This is a genomic window from Allorhodopirellula heiligendammensis (assembly GCF_007860105.1).
Lineage (GTDB): Bacteria > Planctomycetota > Planctomycetia > Pirellulales > Pirellulaceae > Rhodopirellula > Rhodopirellula heiligendammensis.
Map to the genome: position 1 here is coordinate 1,793,580 of NZ_SJPU01000001.1, position 17,657 is coordinate 1,811,236.

Consider the following 17,657-nt stretch of genomic DNA (forward strand, 5'->3'; position numbering starts at 1 on the left):
TTTTTATCTCCCCCAACGCCAATTTTGCCATGAGCACCGCCGCCGATCCGAAGTCCGCACCTGCTACAGACACCGACGTTCTCAACAAATACAGCCGCCATATCACGCAGCCCAAGAGCCAAGGCGCCTCGCAAGCAATGCTGTACGCGACCGGCATGACCTCGGAGGACATGAACAAGCCCCAGGTCGGCATTGGCAGTATGTGGTACGAGGGCAACAGCTGTAATATGCACCTGCTCGACCTGGCTGCGGAAGTTCGCAAGGGCGTTGTCGATGCTGGCATGGTCGGCATGCGATTCAACACGATCGGCGTCAGCGACGGGATCTCGATGGGCACCCGCGGGATGAGCTATTCGCTGCAGAGCCGCGACCTGATCGCCGATTCCATCGAAACGATCATGGGGGCCCAGTGGTATGATGCGCTGATCGCCCTGCCGGGCTGCGACAAAAATATGCCCGGTTGCTTGATCGCGATGGCGCGGCTCAACCGACCTGCGATCATGGTCTACGGCGGCACGATCAAACCGGGCAGCTACAAGAACGAGAAACTCGATATCGTCAGTGCGTTCCAGTGCTACGGACAATACCTCGCGGGCCAGATCAGCGAAGAGGAACGATCCGAAATTGTGCATCGCAGCTGCCCGGGCGCTGGAGCATGCGGTGGCATGTACACCGCCAACACGATGGCCACCGCGATCGAAGCACTCGGCATGTCGCTGCCGTATTCGGCCAGCATCCCGGCAGAAGACGAGGAGAAGACAGACGAATGTCACCGCGCCGGGGCGGCGATTTTGAATCTGCTCAAGCTGGACCTCAAGCCTCGCGACATCATGACCCGCGAAGCATTCGAGGATGCCATGGTGACGCTGATGGCCCTCGGCGGCAGCACCAACGCGGTGCTGCACCTGATCGCGATGGCCCGCGCCGTCGACGTGCCGCTGACCATCGACGATTTCCAATCTGTCAGCGACCGGACACCCTTCCTCGCGGACCTCAAACCGAGTGGCAAGTTCGTCCAGGAAGATTTGCACAGCATCGGTGGCACCCCCGCCGTGATGAAGTACCTGCTCGAAAAGGGCATGATCCGGGGCGGACACATGACCGTCACCGGCAAAACGCTCGCCGAAAATCTCCAGGATGTACCGTCACTGAAATCGGGGCAGAAAATCGTTTCGATGATCGAATCGCCGATCAAAAAGAGCGGTCACATTCGGATCCTTCGCGGCAGCTTGGCACCCGAGGGTGCCGTGGCGAAAATCACCGGCAAGGAAGGCCTGCAGTTCTCAGGGCCAGCCCGTGTCTACGACAGCGAAGAAGACATGCTGGCGGCACTGGAACGCAAGGAAATCCAAAAGGGCGACGTCGTGGTGATCCGGTACGAAGGACCCAAGGGCGGTCCTGGCATGCCGGAGATGCTGACACCAACGAGTGCCATTGTCGGAGCGGGGTTGGCCAGTGATGTGGCGTTGCTGACCGATGGACGGTTCAGTGGCGGTAGTCACGGCTTCATCGTCGGACACATCACCCCCGAAGCTCAAGTGGGCGGACCCATCGGGCTGATCCAAGATGGAGATACCATCACCATCGACGCCGAAACGAACTCTCTCGATGTCGACGTTGACAGCGCCGAAATGGATCGCCGCCGCGATGCCTGGACCGCCCCTCCCCTGAAGGCTACGCGGGGTACGCTGTACAAATACATCAAGAGCGTCAAGAGTGCCTCCGAAGGCTGTGTCACCGACGAGTGAGTGATAGTTGACAGACGATTGACCCACCGGAAATCGCGATGAAATTCATTGAAATCGAATGGTGCTCGCCTGAGTATCAGTCGGCGTTGGAACTCCGCCACGAGGTGCTACGAGCACCTCTGGGGTTGAAGTTGACCGCTGAAGAACTCGACGGAGAGCACGGGCAATTGCACTTTGGCGTCGCCGAAGGTGATGAACTCATCGCGACACTCGTCGCCCGGCCCCATTCGACGAACCTAGTCCAACTGCGACAGATAGCGGTCCACCCGAACCGCCAATCCAGTGGCGTGGGCCGGTTTTTGATGGAGTACTGCGAGGCGAACCTGCGGGAGCGAGGGTTTCAGGAAATCACACTCAACGCACGACTCATCACCCTACCGTTTTATGAGAAACTGGGTTACGAAGCCGTCGGTGACGTCTTCAAAGAGATCACGCTCGAACATCAAAAAATGGTCAAGCAGATCGGTGGTGAATCCACGTAGTGGACTGTCGATTGATCTTTTTTGAAAGTTACGAAGCGACGGCAGCATGTCGACTGGGGCGTCGGCCGTGCGGATTTCCTCGCTTATTTTAGGTAATGAAGTCGTTGGGGCTCGGGATAAACAATTAACCCTCCGCTCGCTTGGCTATCCACAATGCAGCATGGGAATTTGTCTCGCACGCAGATGAAATCGTGATTGGGTTCGAAGCCTGCATGACTCAGTCGCACGTTCGTGATGCCACCCGAAAGAAATGGTCCATCCGGGATTATCGTGGGTAGATCCAGCATGTTGGATTTTGGAGGTATGGCGGTGGCGTCCGAATTGAAGGAGGCCGTAGCAGAAATAACGCTGAAGGCTGGCGCAGACGCCGCCAGCCCAAGGCACCTTTCGGGTCCAGTTCGACCAGGATATTGCTTGTAGAATCGCCCTGCGGCTGAGCGTACTTCCACCTCTTCCGCACGTGAAACCTGTTCGGTTGACATCAGCGTGACAAAATTTCGGACGCCACCGCTATGCCTTGAGAATCCCCCACACTTGGCTCACCGCGGCGAAACCCACGGTAAACCCGGATGGACCAAAGAAATGACGTCTGTTGAATCCTCACTCGATTCGCTCACCATCATTTCGAATGATCATCTTGTGCAGTTTCGGACGATCGATCGGGCTCATTCTTTCCACGGTAGCATCCGCTTTTAAGATGAAAATCGATTCATCGTTGAACGGTTCAACATCGCTATCGGGCAAATCGACCCGTTTGGTGATATCGACAGGCTTGGTCCATGGCACACTTTTCTTCGCTGCAATGATCAGTGCAGTGGATGAAGTCCCGTCGGTAAAATCAGCCATCGAATGACCAGTGATCCCCAAACCTCCGTCCTCGGTTGCAAACCCGAGATAGTTCGATTCGCCAGACGCTTGATCGGGCGGCGCCAACGGACAACGGTAGACGTCCGGCATTTTCTCGACCAACGTCAGGTTATGCTCACTGTCCCAAGGTTCATCAAATCGGTACTGCTCAAATAGGTCGTTATTTTCAAGGAAAGGTAATAGCGCAACTCGCCAACTGAACGGATACGGCGCGTCACCGTTGATGCCTCGTTTTCCTTCACGCACGTTCTGACTGCCCGGGATTTTTCGATAGGTAACGTGAAAGTTGTGAAAGGCAACTCCGATTTCACGCAAGGAGATTGCGGTTTGTGCAGATGCATCTGCGGAGAGCAGTGACGCAGCCATTTTCTCAGCGGAAAACTCTGGTGTCTCTTTCAGCAAAACGACAAGCGGAAGCCAGCGAGAATCGATTTTGTCGGCCATCGCCTTTATATCCTTGGGCGATAGGGGAACATTGCCGAGACGATCGAGGACGAAGAGCGGTCTTATTACCACTGGTGCATTTCCCAAACCACTCGATTCCGCCTGATTCGGCTTTGCATCAAGTTGGCTTATTTCTTTGGAAGGCAGTATTTTTAGCCGTCCGTCAAACTCGAACGGGACACGCAGAATGAGAGGCTCCGGATAATGTTGCTGAAAAATAATTTCCTTCGGCAATCGGCTTGAATCGACTGAAAAACGTCCGTACTGCTCCAAAGTCGCCGGATCGCTGAGGTGATATTAGAAGTTTTGATAGAAAATGATCAACGTGTCAGGGTTTGACTTGCCATTCTTCGCAATACCGTCAGCCCAAATTCCTTGCAAACTGGCGGAATCAAGATCCATGTCGATACCGATGGGCGATGGATCGGCCTGCGAAAGCGCGGGTTTGAGCTTTTCCACGGCTTCCTGAACCTCCTCTTCGCTAAAGTTTCCCGTGATATGCACCGAACGTGTTATTGGGGCCCTAACGTAGGGCGCAAGACGCACGGTCCCATCGACAACGATTGCCAATTGTTGTTGCAAATGGTTGCCTGTCAGTTCGCCAAATTGCTTTGCCAGTTGGTCGTCGAACTTCAGCTCGATCGCGGGTGCCCCATTCACGTCAACAATCTGCTTGGCCATTGTGACGTGTTCGGACAGTTTTTCCCATCCGATCCGTGCGGAGCTTGATGCGATCGCCAAGGCATACCGATTGCCGTTGTAGGAATGAACGATCGGAGCGGCGACGTTCGGCTTGCGGTCGTGCCGCAGTGGGTCGCTGTGTCTTCGCTTCGGTTGAGCCTGTCGGATCCGTCGTCCCTAATCGCGGTAAATCCGATCCTTCGGTAAACGCCAACAACCGCTCGGCGACATGCATTGGCGATTGAGGTCGCTTGTTGGGGTCTTTTTCCAACATCGAATCGACTAACGACACCAACCCTTTTTCTGCATCTGGCAACCATTCGCTTAGTCGCGGCGGCGATGCGGAAACATGGGCGGTCATTTTAGCAAACGGGGTTGGAAACGCATCGTTAGCAAAGGGGGCTTCGCCCGTCAGCAGTTTCATAAGCGTGCACCCGAGTGAATAGATGTCGCCACGGATGTCGACGCTGCGACTGTCGGTGACTTGTTCCGGTGAGATGTAATCGGCAGTGCCCATCGTTTGCCCGGTTCCGGTGATCTCCATTTGATCGGGATCGCCATGTTGAAGGCGAGCGAGTCCGAGGTCGAGTGGCTTCACTTCGCCCGATCGACTGAGCATGATGTTGGATGGTTTGACATCGCGGTGAACGAATCCTTGTTCGTTTGAATAGGCAAGAGCCACGGCTACCCTACTGACAATCTGACAAGCATCTGCGACTCGCAGCGGCCCGACCGTATTGACCAACATGCCGAGATCGAGCCCATCAATAAACTCGGTGACCAACACGGCGGTGCCTTCGACCTCGCGAGCATCGTGGGCGGTGACGATGTTCGGATGGCTCAAGCGACCGACTGCCCGCATCTCGGCTTCAAAACGTTGCCCCATTTGTGGATCGCCCAAGCGATGGGTGGCCAAGACTTTCAGTGCGACTTCTCGTCCAAGTTTGGTATGGCGGGCCAAATAGACCCGACCCATCCCGCCTCGTCCCAACGGACGAAGGATCTCGTATACGCCAATTCGTTGCGGCAAGTGTGGCTGGGTTAGATCAGGAGCCGGATCGGTCGTCAGCGTGCCGAGCAGCCTGGCGACGGCCAGATCACAAGCGGGTTCATCGGCAAATCCAACCCACGGATCGGGCGAATGTAAAGACCCGATCAGCGAATCCCCACCGTCATCGATTGTCTCAAGTTCTGCGGAACAGGCCTCGCACTCACGAACGTGCGTAAACATCTCGTCGCTTGCATCGTCCGGCAAACGGCCAAGTACATAGTCTTGCAGTACTTGGATCGGTGGGCATCGAGTTGGCGTTTGGGTCATCATTGTATTCTCCTTAAAGGTCGGTCACATTGGTAGGGGAACTCTCCAAGGCGAGCTTCGCTAATAGATAAACGCAAACGTCTGACAGCATTTTGCCAAGTTCAAAGAAAACTTCTGGTGCCTCCGAACATCCAACGCTTTCGACGGGTGGGTTGGCTGCGGCACAGAACATGGACCCGCAGGCTTGGAACAGGTTGGTGACCACGTTTGGGCCGATCGTCTATCGCTGGTGCCGCGCGTCGCACGTGCCGATGTCCGACGCCGCCGATGTGGTTCAGGAAGTTTTTTCCAGTGTAGTGCGCGGGATCGGCAATTTTGAAAGACAAAAAAACGCAGGCAGCTTTCGTAGTTGGTTAGCCACGATCACTCGCAATCGTACCGCCGATTACTTTCGCCGCGCCGCGAAGTCGCAAGCAGCCGTGGGCGGCACCAATGCGATGAATGCTCTCGAGCAACTTGCCGAATCCGTCGATTCCACGATCACGCCTGAGAGCATCCAAGGAGCATTCACGCGGCAACTACTCACGCAGGTGCGCGTGGAATTTGAAACCATCACTTGGACCGCTTTTTGGTTGACCACGATGGAAGGCAAGTCCGCATCCGAGGCGGCTGGGGCGACAGGTTTGTCGCGGGCGAGTGTCTACCAAGCGAAGTCTCGCGTGCTGCGCAGGCTAAGGCAGCGGCTTTGCGAAGTCGAGAATGTTCATGGCCAATCGAGTGACAAATTTTAATAGTGCGTTTTTGTGAAGGTAGCGTGCCACTAAATTCCGTGAAGAACCCCCTGGGGGAGGGCGGAATCGAATTGTCAACGAAAAATTAATGTTTTTTTTCCGAAGGGTGTCAATCTAGTTCATCGCCGCTAATTCCCCAACGGAATCACAATCGTCGCGACACAGCCCGCCAAGGCTGGCGTCAATTGGAGGGATCCGCCATGCAAGCGCACGATTCGGTCGGCGCGGCACAATCCGAGACCGAGTCCGCGCCCCGCTTCGCGGCCAGAGTAGTACGGGGACATCGCCATTTTCGCAGCGTTCGCAGAAATTCCCGGGCCACTGTCGGCAACCGAAATCTGCACTTGAGCACGATCTTGCGTCACATCGATGCGAATAGTTCCATCAATACCGATCGCTTCGATCGAATTGCGGACCAAGGCTGCGATTGCTTCGCCGATCATCTCGGCATCGCCCGTCACCGACATCGGTGCACCATCGACCGCGCCGGCCAATTGAATATCTACGCCCAAACGCTCGGCAATTTCCGCCAGGGACGAGATGACCAATTCCACCCGCTCTCTGAGATCAAACTCGCTGGGCTGGATCGGCGTCGGATTGGCGTAGAACATGAGATCCGCAATCATGGCATGAGCGCGCGACGTCTGGTCTACAATCCGTTGCACCGAATCCGAGAGCTCAGCAGTTACGCGTGTCTGCAACGCTTGAGCGCGAGTGGAGATATTTGCCAGCGGGTTGTTTATCTCATGACTCAAGCCGTACGCCAGTGAATGAGCGAGTTCGCGTTTCGCGGTTTCGACCGCGACAGCAAACATCTCATTACGAACGTGTTGATTGTCATCACTGCGAATCTGCGAAGCGATCGCGAGGTGCGCGTCGGCGAACTCCTCAACAGCAAACCGCGAGTCCTCGCCGGAATCTCCGTCTAACTCAACCGAATCAGCAAGTGGATTTCGAATACCGATCGCCGTAAACCATAAGTCTGCCTCGCTAATCCATCGGCCGCGCGGGAGCAATTGAAAATAGTCATCGAGCTCGGCCAAACGTGACAGCTGATCTGTCGCGGCCGCGCCCATTGGTGCAGCCAACCAGTCCGTGTCACGCCATAATGAACGTCCATGCCGACACCACCAATCGCCCAACTGCGTGAGCGTGGTCGATCCAGCGCAGCAGACACCATCACAGGACGCGGCTGCGAGTGTGAACATGAACAGTGCCGGATCGTTCGCTAACGATCGGCGTAGTGAATCCCCAGCCGACACCGCCGGCTCACAGGCGACAGCGCCATTGATCGCAGCAAATGACGTCGTCTTGAACGCCAGCCAACCAGTGCTGCCGCCATCGCGGATGGGTGGTAACCATCCGGAGTAACGCGTCGTCGCAGGCATTAGCCATTCACGCCACGATCGATGTCGAGCAATTCACAAGCTCGCATGACCAGGTCGTCAATTGAAAACGGCTTTTGCATGAAATCGTTTGCACCAGCGGCTTTCAATCCATCCACCTTGCTGTGCTCGACCATCCCCGAAATGCACAAGATTTTCACCGTGTCCATCGATGGATCGCTGCGCACCCGCTGGCAGACTTCCTTGCCATTGATGTCGGGTAACATCACGTCGAGTACCACGAGATCCGGGCGAAACTCCTTCACACCCATCCCGGCGTCAAAGCCATTGTTGGCCGTGCGAATCTCGAAACGACCGTCGCGTTGGAAACCGTCTTGCATCAAGTCGACGAGATCTTGGTCATCGTCGACGATCAGTAATTTTTTCTTGCCGCTTTCCAGAGCGTCGGTAGGAATACCATTGTCCTTCATGAACATATACAGTTGTTCACGAGGAATGCGGCGGAACTTGCTACCGGGAACTCGAAAGCCCTTGAGCGACCCGTTGTCGAAGCAGCGGATGATCGTTTGCTGGCTTACTTTGCAAATTTTTGCAGCTTCGCCAGTCGTAAATACAGTTTTCTTGGTCATGGCCGGAACCATCCTCCCTGTGGGGTAGTACCATTACCTAAAATATAGTGAAGGCTTAGGTCTCCCACCTTCACTGCGTCACTTCATTTAGCAAAACCACGGGCACGATGCACTAGCACTTATGCCATGCAGTCGAGCAAGTGTCCCTAAATGCTTGCAGAGCATGCAAACCGCTTAAACGGGCGTATACCTCGCTCAACCTGCAGGCACCCTGTCTTCACTGGCTTGCCACACCGCATGGATTCTAACGATTTGGCAAACTGGGTCAAGATTGATCACCCCGCCATCTGACCAGATCCCGCGAGAACTCCCACACAGAGCCTCGCGGAGCAACACGCCGGTTCATGGCGCGCTGCTGGTACGCATCTGCCAAAATAGCGTCAGGCCCGAAAATAACCGCCCGCGATGAAACTCCAGAGGCGCGATGAAACTCCAAAGGAACGTCAAATGACGAGCGATAGCCCCACCGATACCGCCACGACTTGGCCACCCCAGTGGATCGACGCCTTCGGCCCCATGTTGCGTTTCGATTCCTCACCCGACTCGATCATCGAGCGACACGGACCTGAACCTGCTGGCAAATTGCGAGGGTTCGCTTCAGCGATTCCATCTGCTGGGCAACCCCGACGCACAGTTGGCGCAGGAGATCGCATCATTCCTTCATGTGCCACTTGTTAAAACGCGGTGCCCCGCAGAGTACTATCGGTCCTCAGATGCCAACAGCGACGCCAACGTCACGAATGCTCAGCGGACCGATCGCTGAGTTCAACAAGCGACTGGGCAGGGAGGTTCGGGCCGACCTAGTCGTGATATGGCCGAAACATGCTTTGGACTCTTGGGAATCTCTTGGACTCCCGGGCAAATGCAACGATTTGACCGCGAACCGCCGGTCCGCTTCGTCTCAATTACGAACCGGCCCAAGGAAGGGAAATCGTCGAGCAATTTGAAATGCAATTTCCTCTGGGCGACAACACTCTCCCTCACGATTAGCTTACGATCTGCACTTGATCACCTCTGGACGCGATTCTGAATGAGACTCGTATGATGACCGTATTTCGGATTCTATTTTGCTTAGTCGCGGCCTTCACTGTCGACCTGCAGCAGTCGCATGCTCAAGACGGCACGAGCCCGCAGATTACTCCCGAGCAGAACGCGAACTGGGCGCGACGCGGCTTTTGGCAGACCACTCGCGGTACGCCTGTCTCCGATGGTTGGCAATTTCAGAACGGCGAAATCACGCTTGCGAAGCCACGCCAGGGTGGCAGCATCGTCACCCAACCGATGCCACCCAACTTTGAACTTTCCTGGCAGTGGAGAATTGAGGCAGGCGTCAACAGTGGCATCAAATACCGAGTCCGAAAATTCGGTAAAGAACTCTTCAACAACAGCATGCTCGGTATCGAGTATCAGATCATTGACAGTGAGCCCCATAGCACGTCGAAGGGTTCCACGGCGTCGATCTATGATCTGGTTGAACCCCAACGTCAGAAAACGCTACACCCCCCGGGCCAGTGGAACAGTTCTAAGATTATCGCCCTCGGCGACCAGATTGAGCATTATCTCAACGGTGAACGGGTCGCGTCGGCCACCACAGTCGGGCCCGAGTGGGACACGATCGTCGCACTCAGTAAGTTTGGTGGCAGCGTTGATTTCGGGCGTCCTCAAGTGGGAGACCGATTCATGTTGACTGATCATGGCGGCAAGGTTACCTACAAAGATTTTCAATTTATCCCGCTGGACGCGCCGCCAACTGATACCCCGCCTCGGACAGGGCCGTTTTTGGCAAACGCAACACGCAATGGCTGGGCCGACCAACACAGCATCGTGATTTGGACCCGGACCACGCGGAACTCCGAGATGCTGACTGAGGGAAAGCAGTTCGTCGATATTGACCAGAAACTTGCAGGGCAGCTCGCCAAGCAGACGGACGCAGACAAATTGCTCAGCGTGCAACTTCCCGAAGGAACGACATTGGATGAGATGTTTGGCGCATGTCCCGGGGCGGCAGGGCGTGCTCGACTGACCTACTTCCCGATCAAGCAGCGGCATGCCGCGAAGCAGACACGGTGGATTACAACCTCTGCCGAGAGCGATTTCACGGCCCAGTGGAAGATCGAAGGGCTCAAGCCAAATACGGAATATGGAACCGTTGTCGAGGCACAAACGCTCGAGGGTCAGGCATCGGCAGTCGTGCGTGGTGCGTTTCGAACAGCTCCCCCAGAAGAGAATCCGCAGAACCTTCAGTTCTGCATCACAACTTGTCACGACTTCATTCGCCGCGATGATGGCCTCCAGGGTCATCAAATCTATCCTGCGATGAACAAATTCAAACCTGACTTCATCGTCCATGAAGGCGACATTGAGTATTACGATAAACCGGCTCCATGGGCGCTGACTAAGTCGCTGATGCGGTTCAAGTGGGGACGGATTTTCTCGCTTCCGAGCAACCGCGATTTCTACAATCGAACAACCTCTTATTTCATCAAAGACGATCATGACACGCTCGCCAACGATTCATGGCCCGGCCAATCCTATGGAGCAGTGACGTTTGAAGAGGGTGTCAAGTTATTCAATGAAGAGCAGTTCCCCACCAAAAACGAGCGTTACAAGACAATACGCTGGGGACGTGACTTGCAAATCTGGATTCTTGAAGGCCGCGACTATCGCAGCCGCAACGATATGCCGGATGGACCGGAGAAATCGATCCTGGGCAAGAAACAAAAAGCGTGGCTGTTCAAAACACTGGAAGAATCCGATGCCAAATTCAAATTGATTTGCAGCCCAACTCCCATTGTGGGTCCAGATCGCGCCAACAAGAAAGACAATCACGCCAACGACATTTTCGCTTACGAAGGCGACCAGCTACGCACGAAGCTGTCGGCGACTCCAGGGGCAATCGTCTTCTGCGGAGACCGCCACTGGCAATACGCGTCGGTCGACGAACAGACAAACCTGTGGGAATTCGGGTGTGGACCGGGTAGCGACAAACATCAATTCGGTTGGAAACCCGGTGATGAGCGTCCGGTCCACCGCTTCCTCCGCGTCGATGGCGGATTCCTATCGGGCGAGTTGAAGTATTCAGGCGACAAAGACGAAACCTCGACGCTAACGATCTGTCATCGTAGTGTGACCGGTCAGAAGGTCAGCGAGTTTCAGTTCCCCATCGAACCGTAATTGAAGTGTCGGTATGCACCTCATCGAGGCCGAGTCAATTTCATGAACTTCCTTTCAGAGCTTATCTCGCTCCTTGTACGTTTCAGTTCCGCATTTTCGATCGTGGTTCTATTCTGCTTTGACTCTTTCGCCGAAGACGTGTCGCCACCGACGTTCGCTCGCCACCCACTCACCTCCGATTACTATTGCGACGGTATTAACCACGGCGACTTCAACCAGGATGGCGTTGCAGACATCGTAGCTGGACCGTTTTGGTATCAGGGGCCGGAGTTCCAAAAGAAACACGCGATCTACCAACCCGTTGTGCAGCCACGAGAACCGAGTCCAACCGACAGCATGTTCTCGTTCGTCGCCGACTTCAACGACGACACGTGGCCCGATGTGTTGGTTTTAGGACGCATCCACAAACACGCCGCCTACTGGTATCAAAACCCGGGAGCCGACGGCGGTGTATGGGAAAAGCATTTCGTTTTTGAAAAGATTCAAGGCGAATCCCCAACTCTCATCGACATCAACCGCGATGGAACGCTTGAGCTGATCACTCACTGGCAAGGACGGTGGGGATGGGTCGCTCCGGTGAGCACGGATTCCAAACAACCATGGCGTTTCCATCCCATTTCCGAGCAGGGCGACTGGAAACAGTTTTATCACGGGACAGGCGTGGGCGATATCAATGGCGACGGGCGTCGTGACTTGATCATTAACGATGGATGGTTCGAACAACCCGCAGACGCAATGCAGATGTGGCCATTTCACGAATTTCGGTTCGGTGAAACGGGCGGAGCACAAATGTTTGCAAGCGACGTCGATCAGGACGGTGACAACGATGTCATCACCAGCCTCAACGCTCACGGGTGGGGATTGGCGTGGTTCGAACAAGTCAAAACGAATGGCGAAACAGACTTTGTCAAACACCTCATCATGGGCAGTCGTGAAGAGGAGGCTCAGTTCGGTGTTGCCTTCTCACAGCCTCACGCATTGGATCTGGCAGACGTCGACGGGGACGGACATGTCGATATCGTGACCGGCAAGCGGATGTGGGCGCACGGTCCCACGGGCGACATCGAACCGCAGGCACCGCCGGTCTTGTACTGGTTTCGTTGGACCCGTGACGCTCAATCGGAAATCCGATTTGAGCCCCACCGGATAGACGACCGCAGCGGAGTGGGGACGCAAGTCATTGCCGCTGACGTGACCGGCGACGGTCACGCCGATATTTTGACCGTGTCAAAGCTAGGGGCCTTTGTATTCGAGCAAGCAACTCGTTGACCGGACCAACAGAGTGAATGAGGGACAGGCAAGGGTCAGCTGGCTTTACTCGTCACATGCATTGGATTCTCAAGGCGTTCGCAGAATGACGATGTCGCGGATACAATACCGTCCGAGGTCCAGATGTGGCTTTCGTGAATTGGTCACGGTTGCCGGGAGGACGCGTGCCTGAACGTCCTATCCCCGACCTGGTTCCCAATTTCGTGATTGAAGTGCTCAGCCAGGGCAACACGCGAGGCGAAATGGCCAGAAAACGTGGGGAGTATTTTCACGCTGGGGTCGAGTTCGTGTGGTTGATTGATCCGCGCAGTCGGAGTGTCGCGGTCTTTAAATCAGCGGACAAATTCAGGCTCATCCGACTAAAGCGTTCGCAGAAGGCTTTTTAGGGCCCATTCGAATTTATCGTGGGTTTCGCAGCGGTGAGCCAAGTGTGGGGGATTCTTAAGACATCGCGGTGGCGTCCGAAATTCTCCAGGCCAATGTCAACCGATCTCGTTTCGCGTGCGGAAGAGGTGCAAGTAAGCTCAGTCGCTGAGCGATTTGCCAAGCAATATCTTGGTTGCACACGACCCGAAAAGTGTCTTAGGCTGGGACTGCCTTCAGCGTTATTTCTGCTACGCCCTCCCTCGTTTCGGACGCCACCGCCATGCCTCCCAAATCCAACATGCTGGATCTGCCCACGATAATCCCGGATGGCCCCTTTTTCTCCACTCAGGAAACACTGCTACATTCAATTTAAAAATGCTATCAATCCGACGGAATCGTCTTCCGCCCCCATCCTAGAGTGAAGTGAAAACGGCAAATTTAGTCTGATTTCACTTGTAGAACAGGAGGATCAGGCCATTGACGCGTCCGCGATCTCGTTTCGGTGAGTCGGCGCTCGCTCGGGATGATGGTCCCAAGCTACCCCCGACAAATTGACAGGCATTTGGCTTTTTGGCACCAAGTGCGTAGAATAGAGCCCTCCCACCTCTGACGCCCCCACCTCCTTCTCCCCCGCCTGAGAAAACTCCGCACCGCTATCGATTGCGATGGCCACGGCGGATGATGCGCCATGAAATTGCCCCCCTTCACCCTACTAGCGATCGTTTTGTCGCTCGTGATCCATCCGCTGGCGCGAGATCTCGCCGTGGGTGCAGATCCTAGCAGTGGCAACGACGAAGCTCCTGAGATGCTCCTAAAAGCTGGCGGCGCCATTTTTGCTGCAAACTGCGCCAGCTGTCATGGCGAACATGGTGAGGGCACCGCCGACTACTACCCTGATCCGCTGACCGGCGACGCGTCCATTGGTGAACTGGCTGAAATCATCACTGATACGATGCCCGAGGAAGATCCCGATCAGTGCGTTGGCGCCGATGCCGAGGCGGTCGCCGCCTACATCCACCACACGTTCTACAGCGAGGCCGCTCAACTTCGAAATCGCCCACCCCAACTGGCTCTGCAGCGATTGACGGGCGACCAACTCCGCAACAGTCTGTCGGATTTGTACGGACGGTTTGCCAACATCCGCCGTGATAAGTGGGAAGAGCGAACGTCGCAGCAGGGCTTGGAGGGGAAGTACTATACAGGCACGAAGTGGGATGATGAAAACCGAAAGATCGAACGCATTGATCCTGTGCTGGATTTCGACTTCGAACTCCACGGGCCCCAGCATGCCGACGGCAGCGATGCAGGAATCAATGGCGAAGAATTCCACGCGCATTGGCAGGGCGGGGTGCGAATCGAAGAGACCGGCAGGTACGAGATTGTCGTTCGCAGCACCACATCGTTCACATGCTCGTTTGGGCACGATCGCAATCAGCTCATCGACAACCACGTACAATCGGCTGGACGCAACGAGTTCCGTCGTTCCATGTTGCTGACCGGCGGTCGAACCTATCCGATCAAGATCGATCTGAACCAGCGAAAACGCAAGGGTGAAACCCCACCCGCGAGTATTTCACTGTCATGGGTACCGCCCGGTGGCGTCGAACAGATTTTACCGGCACGGAATTTGGTGCCGGGCTGGGTTCCCGCAGCTTTGCGTTTAGAAACAAGCATGCCGCCGGATGATCGCACCTACGGATTCCCACGCGGTATTTCGGTCGATCCAGTCTGGGACGAGGCGGTGACATCGGCGGAGTTGGAATTTGCAGATTCGGTCTGCGAAGAATTGTGGCCCGACTATCGAAACCAGCATAAGCGAGAAAAGATCGGTCACAAAAAACTGTTCCAGCAGTTTCTCACTGAACTGATCGCGGTGGCGCATCGTGGCGTCCCCGACCAAGTAGCTGCGGACCGCATCATTGATATCGCGATGACGTCTCATGTCGACGAAACCGAGCAGATTCGGCATGCCATTCTGTTGGCCCTGAAGTCGCCCCGGTTCTTGTATCCGACGTTGGATGCTGACCGCACGGAGTCCCAGCGAGCAGCCAACCGGATTGCGTTGACGTTATTCGACTCTCTGCCCGCTGACGGTTGGCTGATCGATCAGATCCGCAAAACACCTTCAACAGACGAAGATGGACGACGTAATTTAGCTAGGGTACTCGTCGATGATGCCCGCACGCGAGCGAAACTTCGCGAGATGTTTCATCACTGGTTAGAAATCTCGTCCGCCGACGACTTGCGAAAAGATGAGGAGGAATTCCCTGGATTTAACGCCGAAGTGGTCAGCGATCTGAGAAGCTCGCTCGACGCGTTCATCGACGCGGTCGTGTGGAGCGAGGCGAGCGACTATCGTCAATTGGTGGCTGCCGATTGGACGCTTACCACACCTCGACTGGCAGATTTCTATGGCGAAAAATGGCAAGCCGATGATAGCGATCCGGCAGCCGCAAAGGCAGCCAACGTCGCCTGGGCCAGCGACATGTCGCGAAGTGTCTCCGACGCAGAGGTTCACGTAGGTGTGCTCACCCATCCCCTCGTCATGGCGAAACTCGCCCATCACCGGACGACCTCGCCTATTCATCGGGGCGTGTTCTTGGTCCGACATGTCATGGGACGCGTGCTCCGGCCACCAAACTCAGCGTTCACGCCACTCAGCCCCGACCTGCACCCAGACCTCACCACCCGCCAGCGAGTGGAACTGCAGACCAGCCCAGATAGCTGCCAGACCTGTCACTCAAAAATCAATCCACTCGGCTTTGCCCTCGAAAACTTTGACGCGGTCGGGCATTACCGTATGATGGAGGGTGATCGACCGATCAATGCCCAGGGGGGATACGTCTCTCAAGCTGATGAACACGTTGAGTTTGAATCGGCGCGGCAACTCGGTGATTACGTCGCCCACAGCACCGACGCTCAGTCAGCCTTTGTGGAACGAGTGTTCCAGTACTTCGTCAAACAACCGATTGCCGCCTACGGCACCGACCAACTCGAAAAACTCACTCAACAGTTCCAAGACTCTCACTTTAACATCCGTGAACTTCTGGTTGAAATCGCCGTAATCAGTTCCCGCCCTGCGCCCCAATAGCGTCCACATCACCCTTTCCTAGAGACGACGGAAACAATTGCGTTTGGCAGGCCGATACGGGCCACCTGGACGCTAACCCACACGGCTCCTGCATTCAGCATTCTCTCCCACCTCCCCCTCTCCCCCGCCCAACCATGCCCACCTCACGACGACGCTTTCTTCAGCAAACCGGTATCAGTGCCGCTGCGGCTCACTTTGCGATGAACCTGCCCAGCCTCGCATGGGGTGCTGAATCAACCAACCGCCAACGATTGGTGTTCGTGTTCAGTCCCAATGGAGTGATCCCTGATCACTTTTGGCCGACCGTCGACAAAAAGGAGAATGAAGGTGAATTGGAGTTCAAGCGGATTCTTAAACCGCTCGAACCGTTCCGCGACCAAACCGTCACCATGCATGGACTCTGCAATCAGATCCAAGGCGATGGCGATGGACACATGCGTGGCATCGGTTGTCTATTGACTGGTGTGGAGCTGTTTCCGGGCGACATTCAGGGCGGCAGCGACACTCCGGCGGGCTGGTCGCAGGGCATCAGCATTGACCAGTTTTTGAAGAATCAATTGCAAGCTGATGCAAAGACCCGAACGCGGTTCGGGTCTTTAGAATTCGGTGTGATGGTACCCGATCGCGCCGACACCTGGACGCGGATGTCCTACAGCGGGCCGAACCAACCGGTCGCTCCGATCGACGATCCGTACAAGATGTTTGATAAATTGTATGGCCAAGCCAAAAATCGTGAATTGCTCGCCAGCGTCCTCGATGACCTGACCGATGACTTCCGCACGCTCGAAAAGATGGTCAGTGTGGAAGACCGTCAGCTGCTGCAACAGCACCAGGCGTTGGTGCGTAAAGTTGAAAAAGATCTGCAGGTCGAGTTAGCAGCTAAGTCAGACGCGATTGGTCACGCAGTGCCTGAACTGCCACCGAACGTGGAAGACCAAAACGACAATATGCCTCAGATCACGCGGATGCAGATCGAACTGCTGGTCAATTCGTTTGCTGCAGACTTTGCCCGCATCGCTACCTTCCAAATCACCAATAGCGTCGGCAGTGCCAAAATGCGTTGGCTCGACATCGACGAAGGCCACCACGCGTTGTCGCACGAACCCGATAGCAATGAAGACTCCTATGAGAAATTAATCAAGATCAATACTTGGTATTGTGAGCAGGTCGCTCATCTGGCCAAGCGATTGCAGGAAACACCGGAACCGGGCGGCGAAGGCTCCATGCTCGATCACACGACCATCGTGTGGACGAACGAACTCGGCAAAGGCAACTCGCACACCCGCAACAACATCCCCTTTGTGTTGGTGGGCGGTGGGCTCGGAATTCGTGGCAATCGCGCCATCGATTTCAAGAAAACATCGCACAACCGATTCTTGATGACACTCGCCGAGCGCATGGGTTTCCCACAACCTTCCTTCGGCAATCCCGATTTCTGCGGCGATGGCGTACTGACCGGGGTGTAAGTCGCTGCCCGGCACCTCCTACCATGCCAGCTTGGTATTTGGCAC

Annotated in this window: 13 protein-coding genes and 1 pseudogene; 8 read left to right on the forward strand and 6 right to left on the reverse strand. The window is 55.5% G+C overall.

Annotated features, from left to right (window positions below):
- The first annotated feature begins 29 nt into the window (after positions 1 to 29).
- Both ilvD and Poly21_RS06780 read left to right on the forward strand, forming a co-directional pair.
- Positions 30 to 1,748, forward strand: a complete 1,719-nt coding sequence (gene ilvD, locus Poly21_RS06775; protein WP_146406130.1) for a dihydroxy-acid dehydratase — start codon at positions 30 to 32, stop codon at positions 1,746 to 1,748.
- A gap of 38 nt (positions 1,749 to 1,786) precedes the next feature.
- Positions 1,787 to 2,230 (forward strand): GNAT family N-acetyltransferase, encoded by a 444-nt coding sequence (locus tag Poly21_RS06780; protein WP_146406131.1) that lies wholly within the window; start codon positions 1,787 to 1,789, stop codon positions 2,228 to 2,230.
- A gap of 600 nt (positions 2,231 to 2,830) precedes the next feature.
- Here the strand turns inward: Poly21_RS06780 and Poly21_RS06785 are convergent.
- The 3 genes from Poly21_RS06785 to Poly21_RS06795 form a co-directional block, all read right to left on the reverse strand.
- On the reverse strand, positions 2,831 to 3,541 hold the full coding sequence (locus tag Poly21_RS06785) for a DUF1559 family PulG-like putative transporter (RefSeq protein WP_146406132.1): 711 nt from the start codon (positions 3,539 to 3,541) through the stop codon (positions 2,831 to 2,833).
- Between the two features lie 297 nt (positions 3,542 to 3,838).
- The gene (locus Poly21_RS06790) at positions 3,839 to 4,222 is read right to left on the reverse strand and encodes a SecDF P1 head subdomain-containing protein (RefSeq protein WP_146406133.1); all 384 of its coding nucleotides are present in this window, start codon (positions 4,220 to 4,222) and stop codon (positions 3,839 to 3,841) included.
- Positions 4,203 to 5,543, reverse strand: a complete 1,341-nt coding sequence (locus tag Poly21_RS06795; protein WP_146406134.1) for a serine/threonine-protein kinase — start codon at positions 5,541 to 5,543, stop codon at positions 4,203 to 4,205. The genes Poly21_RS06790 and Poly21_RS06795 overlap by 20 nt, the downstream gene beginning before the upstream one ends.
- A 167-nt stretch (positions 5,544 to 5,710) precedes the next feature.
- Between Poly21_RS06795 and Poly21_RS06800 the strand changes: the two genes are divergently transcribed.
- Positions 5,711 to 6,271: an RNA polymerase sigma factor gene (locus Poly21_RS06800; RefSeq protein ID WP_146406923.1), complete on the forward strand. Its 561-nt coding sequence runs from the start codon at positions 5,711 to 5,713 to the stop codon at positions 6,269 to 6,271.
- Positions 6,272 to 6,399: 128 nt separating this feature from the next.
- Here Poly21_RS06800 and Poly21_RS06805 read toward each other — a convergent pair whose 3' ends face one another.
- The 3 genes from Poly21_RS06805 to Poly21_RS06815 form a co-directional block, all read right to left on the reverse strand.
- The gene (locus Poly21_RS06805; RefSeq protein ID WP_146406135.1) at positions 6,400 to 7,659 is read right to left on the reverse strand and encodes a sensor histidine kinase; all 1,260 of its coding nucleotides are present in this window, start codon (positions 7,657 to 7,659) and stop codon (positions 6,400 to 6,402) included.
- Positions 7,659 to 8,246 (reverse strand): response regulator, encoded by a 588-nt coding sequence (locus Poly21_RS06810; protein ID WP_302117916.1) that lies wholly within the window; start codon positions 8,244 to 8,246, stop codon positions 7,659 to 7,661. Before Poly21_RS06810 ends, Poly21_RS06805 begins: the two co-directional genes overlap by 1 nt.
- A gap of 443 nt (positions 8,247 to 8,689) precedes the next feature.
- Complete coding sequence (locus tag Poly21_RS06815) at positions 8,690 to 8,902, reverse strand: hypothetical protein (RefSeq protein WP_146406137.1); 213 nt, start codon at positions 8,900 to 8,902, stop codon at positions 8,690 to 8,692.
- A 385-nt stretch (positions 8,903 to 9,287) separates the two neighbouring features.
- On the opposite strand from Poly21_RS06815, the gene Poly21_RS06820 reads away from it, so the two are divergent.
- The 5 genes and pseudogenes from Poly21_RS06820 (at position 9,288) to Poly21_RS06840 (ending at position 17,612) form a co-directional block, all read left to right on the forward strand.
- Complete coding sequence (locus tag Poly21_RS06820; RefSeq protein WP_146406138.1) at positions 9,288 to 11,420, forward strand: 3-keto-alpha-glucoside-1,2-lyase-like domain-containing protein; 2,133 nt, start codon at positions 9,288 to 9,290, stop codon at positions 11,418 to 11,420.
- Between the two features lie 42 nt (positions 11,421 to 11,462).
- On the forward strand, positions 11,463 to 12,689 hold the full coding sequence (locus Poly21_RS06825; RefSeq protein ID WP_146406139.1) for an FG-GAP repeat domain-containing protein: 1,227 nt from the start codon (positions 11,463 to 11,465) through the stop codon (positions 12,687 to 12,689).
- A gap of 119 nt (positions 12,690 to 12,808) precedes the next feature.
- A pseudogene (locus Poly21_RS06830) lies at positions 12,809 to 13,075 on the forward strand (Uma2 family endonuclease); the annotation flags it as partial.
- 668 nt (positions 13,076 to 13,743) lie between these two features.
- Positions 13,744 to 16,146, forward strand: a complete 2,403-nt coding sequence (locus Poly21_RS06835; RefSeq protein ID WP_146406141.1) for a DUF1588 domain-containing protein — start codon at positions 13,744 to 13,746, stop codon at positions 16,144 to 16,146.
- A gap of 134 nt (positions 16,147 to 16,280) precedes the next feature.
- Positions 16,281 to 17,612 carry a DUF1552 domain-containing protein gene (locus Poly21_RS06840; RefSeq protein ID WP_146406142.1) on the forward strand — a complete coding sequence of 444 codons (1,332 nt, stop codon included), beginning with the start codon at positions 16,281 to 16,283 and terminating at the stop codon, positions 17,610 to 17,612.
- Positions 17,613 to 17,657: the final 45 nt, after the last annotated feature.

What these genes read in the sequence shown, in the direction of transcription:
- ilvD (WP_146406130.1), top strand. Translation starts at nt 30, where the DNA reads ATGAGCACCGCCGCCGATCCGAAGTCCGCACCTGCTACAGACACCGAC.
- Poly21_RS06780 (WP_146406131.1), top strand. Translation starts at nt 1,787, where the DNA reads ATGAAATTCATTGAAATCGAATGGTGCTCGCCTGAGTATCAGTCGGCG.
- Poly21_RS06785 (WP_146406132.1), bottom strand. Translation starts at nt 3,541, where the DNA reads ATGGCCGACAAAATCGATTCTCGCTGGCTTCCGCTTGTCGTTTTGCTG.
- Poly21_RS06790 (WP_146406133.1), bottom strand. Translation starts at nt 4,222, where the DNA reads ATGGCCAAGCAGATTGTTGACGTGAATGGGGCACCCGCGATCGAGCTG.
- Poly21_RS06795 (WP_146406134.1), bottom strand. Translation starts at nt 5,543, where the DNA reads ATGATGACCCAAACGCCAACTCGATGCCCACCGATCCAAGTACTGCAA.
- Poly21_RS06800 (WP_146406923.1), top strand. Translation starts at nt 5,711, where the DNA reads ATGGACCCGCAGGCTTGGAACAGGTTGGTGACCACGTTTGGGCCGATC.
- Poly21_RS06805 (WP_146406135.1), bottom strand. Translation starts at nt 7,659, where the DNA reads ATGCCTGCGACGACGCGTTACTCCGGATGGTTACCACCCATCCGCGAT.
- Poly21_RS06810 (WP_302117916.1), bottom strand. Translation starts at nt 8,246, where the DNA reads ATGACCAAGAAAACTGTATTTACGACTGGCGAAGCTGCAAAAATTTGC.
- Poly21_RS06815 (WP_146406137.1), bottom strand. Translation starts at nt 8,902, where the DNA reads ATGATGCGATCTCCTGCGCCAACTGTGCGTCGGGGTTGCCCAGCAGAT.
- Poly21_RS06820 (WP_146406138.1), top strand. Translation starts at nt 9,288, where the DNA reads ATGATGACCGTATTTCGGATTCTATTTTGCTTAGTCGCGGCCTTCACT.
- Poly21_RS06825 (WP_146406139.1), top strand. Translation starts at nt 11,463, where the DNA reads ATGAACTTCCTTTCAGAGCTTATCTCGCTCCTTGTACGTTTCAGTTCC.
- Poly21_RS06835 (WP_146406141.1), top strand. Translation starts at nt 13,744, where the DNA reads ATGAAATTGCCCCCCTTCACCCTACTAGCGATCGTTTTGTCGCTCGTG.
- Poly21_RS06840 (WP_146406142.1), top strand. Translation starts at nt 16,281, where the DNA reads ATGCCCACCTCACGACGACGCTTTCTTCAGCAAACCGGTATCAGTGCC.